Origin of the sequence: Bradyrhizobium campsiandrae (assembly GCF_014529705.1) — a bacterium.
Classification (GTDB): Bacteria; Pseudomonadota; Alphaproteobacteria; order Rhizobiales; family Xanthobacteraceae; genus Bradyrhizobium; species Bradyrhizobium campsiandrae.
The window spans coordinates 226,751-236,901 of the sequence record NZ_JAANIH010000003.1 but is presented as its reverse complement, the minus strand read 5'-3'; the positions used below and the strand labels follow the sequence as shown (position 1 = coordinate 236,901).

Genomic DNA, 10,151 nt, shown 5'->3' with positions numbered 1-10,151 from the left:
GCCGAGCAGCGCGGCGATCAGGGGCAGGCGGCGTGTGCATCCCATCATGGTCGTGGTCTCGCGCGGTCGAAGCAGTGTCAGGCAAACGAGGGTAGCGCGCCTGCTACTCCCATTCAATTTCAGAAAATGCTGCGGTTGCGTTGCGGGCGTTGTAGTCGTCGAACAGTTCCCATTGCGGCCGCTCCGTCGCGGCGGCCTCGTCGGCCGCGGTCCGGATCGGTTCGCCCTTCTTGTTCGAGGCCCGCACGTCCGACAGCAATGTCGAAAGATAGCGTCGCTCGTCGGCCAGCGCCGCAGGCCAAGCGCTCACAGGGCCGTGACCTGGAACGACACGGGCCGCCGGAACGGTCTCCAGCTCTTTCAGCAGGGCGAGCCAGCCGCGAATGCTGCCGTCCATCACCGGGATGTGGCGGAGAAAGACCAGATCGCCCGCGAACAGCGTCTTGGTGGTCTCGTCCAGCACGGTCAAATCATTGTCGCTGTGGGCGGCCGGCCATGCCCTCAAGGTGATCAGGCGTGACCCGAGATCGAGCGTCATGGTGTCCTTCACCAGCTCCGTGGGCGGCACGATCTTCACAGGATCGATCAATTCGCCGCCCATGATGCGCCGAAAATTGTCGAGGTAATACGGTCCCCGCGTCGCCAGCGCCTGAGGCAGCCTGCTGTGGCCAACGAAGCTGGTTCCCTCGGCGACAAAGGCTGCATTGCCGAAAACATGGTCGGGATGGCCGTGGGTGTTGATGACGTAGCGGATTGGCTTCGTGGTGTGGGCCCGCACCGCCGCCAGCAACCGCTCGCCTTCGCGGAGGCTGCCGCCGGTGTCGATCACGGCCACCGCGTCCGCACCGACGATGAAACCGACATTGGCAATGTCGCCCTCGTTCTCGCGGGTCATGAGGGCGATGGTCCCGGAGTGCACGAAGATTCCGGTCGCGACTTCGCTCACAGGCAATTCGGCCGTCCCGGCCCGTGCTAGCGTCGCGAGTCCCAGCAGAAACAGAGCTGCGATCTTTGACGTGAGATGCGACACTTTTCCGCCTCAGTTCAGGGTCTGCCGCATTGCACTGCAATAGGATAAGCCAGCACAAAGTTGGCAAGAACAAGGTTGGCAAGACATGGTGCGTCCTGCGTTGCATGGATAGCATCCGAACGAATTGAGGAGGAAGCGCGATGGAGGCCGGACGACATCGTCGCTGGTTGTTTTCACTGTGTGTCATGGCAGCGTCTTGCGCGGTCGGAGATGCCGCTCTCGCGCAGACGACGGATGGTGGCGATCTCTCCTTCGAGCTGGTCGATCCCAAGGTGCTGCGCGTCTGCGCCGATCCGCGCAATCTGCCGTTCTCCAACGAGAAGGGCGAAGGGATCGAGAACAAGCTCGCCGAGCTGTTCGCGGACAAGCTCGGCAAGAAGCTCGACTACGTGTTCTTTCCGCAGGCCACGGGCTTCGTGCGTATGACGCTGGGCGCGCATCGCTGCGACGTCATCATGGGCTTCCCGCAAGGTGACGATCTCGTGCAGGGCACCAATCCGTATTATCGCACGACCTACGCGCTGGTTGCGAAATCAGGCAGCGGGCTCGAAGAGGTCGACACGCTCGAGGATCCCAGGCTGAAGGGCAAGCATATCGGCATCATCGCCGGTACGCCGCCGGCGACCAACATGGCGATTGCCGGGCTGATGAGCGACGCCAAGCCCTATCCCTTGATGATCGATACGCGCTACGACAATTCCGCGCAGGCCATGATGGACGATCTCGCCGCGGGCAAGATCGATGCCGGCGTGCTGTGGGGGCCGATGGCGGGGTACTACGCCAAGAAAGCCGGCTCGATGCACGTGACGCCGCTGGTGAAGGAAACGACCGGACCCAAGCTGGTCTATCGGATCGGCATGGGTGTCCGTGCCGCCGACCAGAACTGGAAGCGGCAGCTCAACAAATTGATTCAGGAGAACCAGGGCGAGATCAACAAGATCCTGCTCGACTTCGGCGTGCCGCTGCTAGACGAGAACGACCGGCCGCTCGGCGCGGAGACCGCCAAGAAGGCGCCATGAGATGATATTCATGAGACGATATTCATGAGGCGATATCTTGCCGCCGCGTTCGTCGCCGCCGCCTTGATGGCGCCGGCTCTGGCGCAGCAGCAGGAGCCGTTCGAGCCCGAGGGCTATCGCACCGACAATTACCGCGCGCCGGTGCCGGCGACGCTGGAAGGCGCGCGCGTTCTCACGACTGCGGACGCCGAGACGATCTGGCGCGCCAAGAGCGGCGCCTTCATCGATGTGTTGCCACGCGCGCCGAGGCCGAAGAACCTGCCCGCCGGAACGGTGTGGCGTGACATGCCGCGGAGAAACATTCCGGGCAGCATCTGGCTGCCGGACACCGGCTACGGTGCGTTGCCGCCGGCCATGGACGATTATCTCCAGCGCGGCCTCGCGCGCGCCTCGCATGGCGACAAGACCGCACTGCTCGTCGTCTATTGCCTCGCCGATTGCTGGATGTCCTGGAACGCGGCCAAGCGCGCGCTGGCCTACGGCTACGCCAACGTCGCTTGGTACCCCGACGGCACCGATGGCTGGGAGCGGGCGAAGCTGCCGACGGAGGATGCGAAGCCGGAGCCGCGGCCTGAGCGATAGTGAAAGCCGTCATGCCCGGGCTTGTCCCGGGCATCTTCGGTCTGCGGGGCGAAACGTGAATGGCCGGGACAAGCCCGGCCATGACGCCTATCGCAAGTGAAGCCCTACTGCTTCTGCAACTTCGTCAACGTGCTCGCGCCATCCGCGTCCGTCACGGAGTAAGTCACCCTGTCACCGGCATGGACGGCGTCCAGCATGGCGGGATCCTTGGCCTTGTACTGCTGCAGCGCGCCGGCGCCACCGGCACTGCCGCCGACCGTCCCTTTCTGCACCTCTTGAATCGAGATGGTGTTGTTGAGCCTGTTGATGCTGGTGACCATTCCGGTCATGTCGTCGGCAAAGGCGCTGGATGCGAGCATCGTGACGGCTGCAGCGCCTGCGAGGATGAATTTTGTTGTTCCCATCGCGGCCTCCCGGCGTTTGGATTCACGGGACAAGCCATCCTAGATCGATTTGGTTCCGGCAGATAGCGCGGTTAGCATGAACGAGCGCGTTGATATCGCGGGAACTTTCATGAAAATCGTCAGCAAGATTTACGTTATAGGTCCCGCGCTATTCCATTTCCTGCTGGATGACGCGGCCGAGCGCGAACAGGCGCTGGTCGATCGTGGTCGGAACTTCGCAGACGAAGCGCACCACCTTGCGGCGATCCTCGAAGATGCGGGTCTCCCAGATCAGCTGGTTGCTCATGGCGTCGACCTTGGCATCGTCGCGTGGCTTTGCGTCCTGGAGCGCCTGGAGCTGGATCGTCTCCTCGCGGATCTTGTCGGCGGCCTCGCGCTGCTTGCGGCTGACGCGCTCGAGCCCGCTCATGACCTGGGAGCGCTGGGCGTTCAGCGTGTCGAACAGGCCGGCGAACAGCAGCTTTGCGTTGGCGGTCTTGTCGGCGCTGGAGCTGGCCAGGAATTCCTTCACCGCCTTCTCGGCCTCGTCCAGCGGCGTCTTGCGGGCCGCCAGCTTCGAGACGAGCGCGCTGATCCTGCCGTCGTCCTTCCACTTGTTTTCGGCATCGCCGAGTTCGGGGCCGGCCCAGACCGCGGCCAGCGAAATCTCGGGAACCTTGGCCTGCGCACAGGGCCAGTCCGGATGGCGTGAATCGGCGGCGCGTGCGGCGGTGGCCGAGACCGCGAACGCCAGGGCGACAAGCGCAACTGTCCGAACCATCATGCTTCGCCTCCCGCGGGCCCGCGCCGGGCCAGCCCGCGTGACGGATCATAGGCATAGATCGCCGCGATCATGAAGACGATTGTGCACCCGGCGACCACGGCCAGCGAGACCCAGTTGATCTGTCCATACAGCGCAAATCGGATCAGCTCGACCGCATGGGTGAACGGATTGGCCTGGCAGACATAGTACAGATAGGGGCTGCCCTCCTGCACGCGCCAGAGCGGGTAGAGCGCCGACGAGGCAAAGAACATCGGGAAGATGACGAAGTTCATCACGCCGGCAAAATTCTCCAGCTGCTTGATGCCGGAGGAGATCAGCATGCCGAGCGAGCCCAGCATCAGCCCTGACAGGATCAGCGCGGGCAGCACGGTGAGGTAGCCGATCAAGGGCGGGGTGATGTCCCAGAACCAGGCGATGATCAGGAACGCGTAGACCTGGAGCAACGACACTGCGGTGCCCGCCAGCAGCTTGCAGAACAGCAGGAAGCCGCGCGGCAGCGGGCTCACCAGCAGCGTGCGCATATTGCCCATCTCGCGGTCATAGACCATCGAGAGCGAGGACTGCATGCCGTTGAAGAGCTGAATCATCGCCATCAGTCCCGGCGCGATGAATACCTCGTAGAGGATGTACGTCTCGTAAGGCGGGATGATGGAGATGCCGAGCACCTGGCGGAAGCCGGCGGCGAAGATGAACAGCCACACCAGCGGCCGCACCAGCGCCGAGACGAAGCGCTCGCGCTGATGCAGGAAGCGCAGGCCCTCGCGCCAGACGATGCCGGTCAGGCATGTCATGTATTCGCTGGCCGTGAAGCCCCGTGGTGCGTCGCGCGTGGTGATGCTGCTCATGCGCCGCCTCCCGGCATCACTTGCGCACCTGTTAGCCGCATGAAGGCGGTGTTGACGTCTTGAGCCCCAGCCTCCGTGATGACGCGGTTCATCGGACCCTGCGCCAGCACCTTGCCCTGGTGCAGCACCACGAGGTCGTCGCTTGCCATGATCTCGTCGAACAGATGCGTCGCCCAGAGTACGCCGATGCCTTGCTCGGTGACGAGCTGGCGTACATGGCTGATGATGTCGGCGCGCGCCTTGACGTCTAAGCCGACGGTCGGCTCGTCCAGCAGCAAGAGCCGCGGCCGGTGCAGCAGCGCGCGGGCGATCTCCAGCCGCCGCATCTGACCGCCGGAGAGATCGCGCACCTTGCTGGCGGCGCGATCGGCAAGACCGATGCGCGCGAGCAGCTCGGCGCTGCGCGCGGCGGCCTCGCGCCTGATGATGCCGTGCAGCGCCGCGTGATAGAGCAGGTTCTGCGTCAGCGACAGGTCGAGATCGAGGGTGCGCGGCTGAAACACGACGCCGAGCAGCCGCAACGCCTCGCCGGGCGAGCGGCTGATGTCATGGCCGAAAATACCGATGCGCCCGGTCTGGATCCCGAACAGCCGCGTGATCAGCGAGAACAGCGTGCTCTTGCCGGCGCCGTTGAGACCGAGCAGGGCGGTGAAGCTCGCCGGCCGCACGTTGAAGGACACATCCATCAGCGCCCGCCGCGGGCCGTAGGAATGGCTGACGCCGTCGATCGACAGCGCCGGCACCGCGGCCGGATCAGGCTGCGGCGTTGGCTGTGGCGCGGCCATGGGGGCGGGGCTGGTCATCGCGCGATCCCTGGCGCGATCCCTGGCGCGATCGTGATGCCCCAGGGCAATTCGCCCACCTGAATGGACTTGATCACCTTCTGCGCGGCGACGTCGATGACGGAGACATCGTTGGAGACGCCGTTGGTGGTGAGCAGATATTTTTCATCCGGCGTGAACGCCATGTGCCAGACGCGCTGGCCGACCAGGAGATATTTTGTGACTTTGCGTGTAGCAGTGTCGACGACGGCGATGCGGTTGGCCGGGCCGAGCGCGACGAACGCCGTTTTATCATCCTTGGTCATGCCGATACCGACCGGCTGGATCGCCTCTTTCCGCAGGCCCGGAATCTCGAACGTCACCTTGCCGATCACCGCGTGCTTTCCAGGATCGACGATCGAGACGCTGCCGCCGATCTCGGACGACACCCACAACTCGGAGGCATCGTGCTTGTACTCCGCAAAGCGTGGCCGCGCGTCGACCAGGACGTTGGCGACGATCTGGCGCGAGGCCGTATCGATGAAATGCGCCATGTTGGTCGTTTCCGACGTGTTGATCAGCGTCTTGCCATCGGGGCTGATGGTCATGCCCTCGGGCTCGACGCCGACCTGGATGTCGCCGAGGCGGGCGCGCTTCTCCAGATCGATCACGGTGACCGTGTTGTCGTTCTCGTTGGCGACATAGAGCGTCTTGCCGGCGGCATCCTGGGTGAATAATTCGGGGTCTGGACCGGAGGGCAGGGTGTCCACCACGGTTTGCTTGTTGGCGTCGATCAGCTGGATGGTGTCGTCGTCGCCGACCGCGACCATGACGAACTTGCCGTCGCGGGTGAACTCGATGCCGCGCGGCCGCTGGCCGACCTTGATGGTTTTTGTGACGGTCCAGCTGTCGGTGTCGATCACGGAGACCGTGTTGCTCTTCTCGTTCGAGACATAAGCGACGAACGCATGCGCGGGCGTTGCGGCGAGGGCGAGTGCTACAAGTGATGCTGCTCCAAACATGCGCGATGTCCGTCCGCGGGCGGCACTTACCTCCCCCGCTTGCGGGGGAGGTCGCATCGCATCGATAGATGCGATGCGGGAGAGGGTTCTTTCCTCTTGGGGAGTCTTCGTAGTCGAAACACCCTCTCCCCAACCCTCCCCCGCAGGCGGGGGAGGGAGCGCACCATCGCTGCGGCGGCTCCGTCGCATCACATCGTTCACTTCAGCTTGCATTTGCTCTCCGGGCGATCGTAGCCGAGCGTGTCGAGCTCGGAGACCTGGTGCAGAAACCCTTCCTGCGGCGACACCGACACCACCATGCGGCCGTCGACGAGAAGAATCGGCTGGCGCAGCTGCAGGTTCCAGTCGCGCAGCGTCAGCCGGGTGCCTTTGAAGGCGGCAACCGAGAAATCCGGGCCCTTGATGAAATCCGCGACCTTCCTGACGTCGCCGGAATTGGTGCGCGAGGTGGCTTCGCCAATCATCCGCACCGCGGTCCAGGCCTGCATGTCGAGCGCGGTCATGCGCCGCGCGTTCAGCTTCATGAAGCGGTTCTGCATCTGCGTGGCGCCCCATTGGTCCTGCGCGGCGTCCCAGCTGCGCGGCACGAGGCCGGCGGAGCCGGCGACGGGGCGCGGATCCCAGCTGCGATAGGGCAGATAGGCGGCGAACACCTCGCTCTCGTCGGCGGCGACCAACACGTCGTAGGCGGGGGCGGATTGCGTGAACACCGGCATCTGGCGCTGGATCAGCGTCACGCCGCTGTCGGTGCGGCGCGCGCCGCCGGTATCCTCGAACGTACGCTCCTGCACGATCTTGGCGCCGAACCGCGCCGCGGCGCGCCTGATGGCATCGGCGTAGAGCTTGTCCTCGTCGTGCGAGCCGACCACCAGCAGCCAGCGCGACCATTTCTTCCACACCAGATATTGGCCGAGCGCATCCGCCAGCATCGACCGCGTCGGTGCGGCGTGGATGACATTGGCGCGGCAGTCAGCCTCGCGCAGCCGCTCGTCGATGGCCCCCGCGTTGAACAGCAGCGTGCCGCGATCGCGCAGGGCGTCCGCGACCTTCAGCAGCGCGTCCGCGGGCAGGTCGGCGATGATGAAGCCGTTCTTCGCGGCGAGCGCGGTCGCGGCCTGGACGGGGTCCTCGCCCTCCTTGATGCGGCGCTCTTCCAGCGTGAAACGCTGGCCCGTGAATTTGCCGGTGGTGTTGTTGTCCTCGATGGCGAGCCTGGCGCCGGCGACGCCGTCGTTCTCGGCCGGCTGCTCGACCAGCGACAGCGTGGATCTGGTGCCGGCGACACCGAGATAGCCGACGCCGATCTCGACGGGGTCGGCCGCCAGCGCCTGCGTTGCCGCAAATGCGAGACCAATCAGGCCGAGCAACCATCGGATCATGCTTCCTCCAAACATCCTCCCCGGCTTGACCGCCGGTGGAGAATTGTTTCTGCTGGAAGCATGACCGATTTGGCAAGGCTTGCAACCCCGCATTTCGTCCGCGCGCGCGCAAGCGTAGGGTTCACGATCGTGCGAGCGCTCTCGTGTTTCGCCGCATTGCTGCTGACGGGGTCGGCCGCACTCGCCGATCCGCCGAAACTTGCGGTGTTCGACTTCGAGCTGATCGACACCAGCCTGCCGGGCGAGTTCTATGGCTCCAAGCCCGAGGAGGCGCGCCTCGATCGCATCGGCGAGCAGCTGCGCAAGGAACTGGCTAACTCGGGCAAGTTCCAGGTGCTTGATATCTCACCCATCAGGGATGCCGCCCGTCACAGCAATCTGCAAGCCTGCGGCGGCTGCGATCTCAAGCTGGCCGGGCAGCTCGGCGCCGACGTCGAGATCACCGGAATCGTGCAGAAGGTCTCGAACCTGATCATCAACCTCAACATCTATCTGCGCGACGTCAAGACCGGCAACATGATCACCGCGGCGAGCGCCGACATGCGCGGCAACACCGATGAATCCTGGTCGCGCACCATGAGCTACCTGATCCGCAACCGCCTGCTCGCGCCGAATTACGGCAAGCCGGAGTAGGAAATTCTCTCAGCGCGTCGGGAATCGTAGGGTGGGCAAAGGCGCACTTGCGCCGTGCCCACGCTCAATTAATGATTCGAGAGAAACCGTGGGCACGCTTCGCTTTGACCACCCTACGATAATGCGGTGGCGAAGCGGAAGAACTTCACCCCTTCAATCTCTCCGCATGCCAGTGCAGATGATCGCTCATGAAGGTCGAGATGAAATAATAGCTGTGGTCATAGCCCGGCTGGCGCCGCAGCGTCAGCGGGATGTTGGCCTTGGTGCAGGCCGCCTGCAGCAGCTCGGGCTTGAGCTGTTCGTTCAGGAAATTGTCGGCCTCGCCGACATCGACCAGAAAGCCGGAATACTTCGCGCCGTCCTCGATCAAGGCCACCGTGTCATGGTTGCGCCAGGCCTCCTTGTTCGGACCGAGATAACCGCTCAAGGCCTTGATGCCCCACGGCACCTGCGAGGGCGCCACGATCGGAGCGAAGGCGCTGGCCGCGCGATAGCGGTGCGGATTGCGCAGCGCCACCGTCAGCGCGCCGTGGCCGCCCATGGAATGGCCCATCACCGATTGCCGCTTGGCATCGACGGGAAAATGTCCCGACACCAGTTTGGGCAATTCGTCGGTGACATAGCTCCACATGCGGTAGTTGCGGGCGAACGGCTCCTGCGTGGCGTCGACATAGAAGCCGGCCCCCAGGCCGAAATCATAGGCATTGTTGGCGTCACCAGGCACGTCGGGTCCGCGCGGCGAGGTGTCGGGGGCAACGAAGATCAGGCCGAGCTCCGCGCAGGCGCGGCGGAATTCGCCCTTCTCGGTGACGTTGGCATGGGTGCAGGTGAGGCCGGAGAGGTACCAGACCATGGGCAGCTTGGCGCCTTGCGCATGCGGGGGAACGTAGACCGAGAACACCATGTCGGTTCCGGTCGCCGTGCTTGCATGGCGGTACACGCCCTGCACGCCGCCATAGGACATATTGGTCGAGACAGTCTGGATCGTCATGCCTGATAGCTCCGTGGCATTTCACCACCTCATCTGTGCAATGCATGTGTGACCGAAATTTGTGGCGCGATTTCAGGCCACGCCGCTGTCGATCGCCAGCCGCACCAGCTCGACCGAGGTCTTGACGCCGAGCTTCTGGCGCATGATCGAGGAGGTGTTGGCGACCGTCTTGTAGGACGATTGCACCAGCCAGGCGATCTCGGACAGGCTTTTTCCGGCGCTGAGCAGCCGCAAGATCTCCATCTCGCGCGCATTCAGCTTCGACAACGGGCTCTGCGCCAGCGCGGGGCCGGCAAAGGCGATGCTGCGGGCGATCGCGCTCGGCAGATAGGTGCCGCCGCCTCCGACGGTGCGGATGGCTTCGACGAGGTCGTCGGGATCGCCGGTCTTGGAGACGTATCCCTTGGCGCCGCACTCGATCGCGCGGGCGGCGAAGGCGGGATCGTCGTTCATGCTGAACATGATGATGCGCGCTTCCGGTGCGCGCTCGAGGATGCGGCGCGCGAGCTCGAAGCCGGAGACGGTCGGCAGGTTGATGTCGACGACGCAGAGATCGGGGCGCTCGACGATGAAGATGCTCTCGCCATCCTCGGCGTCGGCGGCCTCCAGGATTTCGATCTCGCCTTCGTCGGCCAGCACGGCGCGGCAGCCGGAGGCGACAATGGGATGATCGTCGACGATCAAGATGCGCATAGGCGTTCCCCGCGACAGCGCGTTCCCGT

12 protein-coding genes are annotated in these 10,151 nt (G+C 64.3%); 3 read left to right on the top strand and 9 right to left on the bottom strand.

Annotated features, from left to right (window positions below):
• Positions 1-103 precede the first annotated feature (103 nt).
• The gene (locus G8O24_RS03770; RefSeq protein ID WP_376708119.1) at positions 104-895 is read right to left on the bottom strand and encodes a quinoprotein relay system zinc metallohydrolase 2; all 792 of its coding nucleotides are present in this window, start codon (positions 893-895) and stop codon (positions 104-106) included.
• A gap of 320 nt (positions 896-1,215) precedes the next feature.
• Between G8O24_RS03770 and G8O24_RS03765 the strand changes: the two genes are divergently transcribed.
• A complete protein-coding gene (locus G8O24_RS03765; protein ID WP_188096598.1) occupies positions 1,216-2,049 on the top strand; it encodes a substrate-binding domain-containing protein in 834 nt (277 codons plus the stop codon).
• A gap of 24 nt (positions 2,050-2,073) precedes the next feature.
• Positions 2,074-2,631 (top strand): PQQ-dependent catabolism-associated CXXCW motif protein, encoded by a 558-nt coding sequence (locus G8O24_RS03760; protein ID WP_188096596.1) that lies wholly within the window; start codon positions 2,074-2,076, stop codon positions 2,629-2,631.
• 104 nt (positions 2,632-2,735) lie between these two features.
• Here the strand turns inward: G8O24_RS03760 and G8O24_RS03755 are convergent, their stop codons facing one another.
• From G8O24_RS03755 to G8O24_RS03730, 6 genes are all read right to left on the bottom strand, one after another.
• Positions 2,736-3,035: a copper-binding protein gene (locus G8O24_RS03755; protein WP_188096594.1), complete on the bottom strand. Its 300-nt coding sequence runs from the start codon at positions 3,033-3,035 to the stop codon at positions 2,736-2,738.
• A gap of 148 nt (positions 3,036-3,183) precedes the next feature.
• Positions 3,184-3,798 carry a BAR domain-containing protein gene (locus tag G8O24_RS03750; protein WP_188096592.1) on the bottom strand — a complete coding sequence of 205 codons (615 nt, stop codon included), beginning with the start codon at positions 3,796-3,798 and terminating at the stop codon, positions 3,184-3,186.
• On the bottom strand, positions 3,795-4,643 hold the full coding sequence (locus tag G8O24_RS03745; protein ID WP_188096590.1) for an ABC transporter permease: 849 nt from the start codon (positions 4,641-4,643) through the stop codon (positions 3,795-3,797). Before G8O24_RS03745 ends, G8O24_RS03750 begins: the two co-directional genes overlap by 4 nt.
• A complete protein-coding gene (locus G8O24_RS03740) occupies positions 4,640-5,446 on the bottom strand; it encodes an ABC transporter ATP-binding protein (RefSeq protein WP_188096588.1) in 807 nt (268 codons plus the stop codon). The genes G8O24_RS03745 and G8O24_RS03740 overlap by 4 nt, the downstream gene beginning before the upstream one ends.
• A complete protein-coding gene (locus G8O24_RS03735; protein ID WP_188096586.1) occupies positions 5,443-6,426 on the bottom strand; it encodes a YVTN family beta-propeller repeat protein in 984 nt (327 codons plus the stop codon). Before G8O24_RS03735 ends, G8O24_RS03740 begins: the two co-directional genes overlap by 4 nt.
• Positions 6,427-6,623: 197 nt before the next feature.
• A complete protein-coding gene (locus G8O24_RS03730; protein ID WP_188096584.1) occupies positions 6,624-7,805 on the bottom strand; it encodes an ABC transporter substrate-binding protein in 1,182 nt (393 codons plus the stop codon).
• A 60-nt stretch (positions 7,806-7,865) separates the two neighbouring features.
• Between G8O24_RS03730 and G8O24_RS03725 the strand changes: the two genes are divergently transcribed.
• The gene (locus G8O24_RS03725) at positions 7,866-8,438 is read left to right on the top strand and encodes a DUF3280 domain-containing protein (RefSeq protein WP_188096582.1); all 573 of its coding nucleotides are present in this window, start codon (positions 7,866-7,868) and stop codon (positions 8,436-8,438) included.
• Between the two features lie 145 nt (positions 8,439-8,583).
• Here G8O24_RS03725 and fghA read toward each other — a convergent pair whose 3' ends face one another.
• Together fghA and G8O24_RS03715 are read right to left on the bottom strand one after the other, a co-directional pair.
• Positions 8,584-9,429 (bottom strand): S-formylglutathione hydrolase, encoded by an 846-nt coding sequence (fghA, locus tag G8O24_RS03720; protein WP_188096580.1) that lies wholly within the window; start codon positions 9,427-9,429, stop codon positions 8,584-8,586.
• A gap of 72 nt (positions 9,430-9,501) precedes the next feature.
• Entirely contained in the window at positions 9,502-10,122 is a 621-nt protein-coding gene (locus tag G8O24_RS03715) for a response regulator (RefSeq protein WP_188096579.1), read from the bottom strand.
• Positions 10,123-10,151 lie beyond the last annotated feature (29 nt).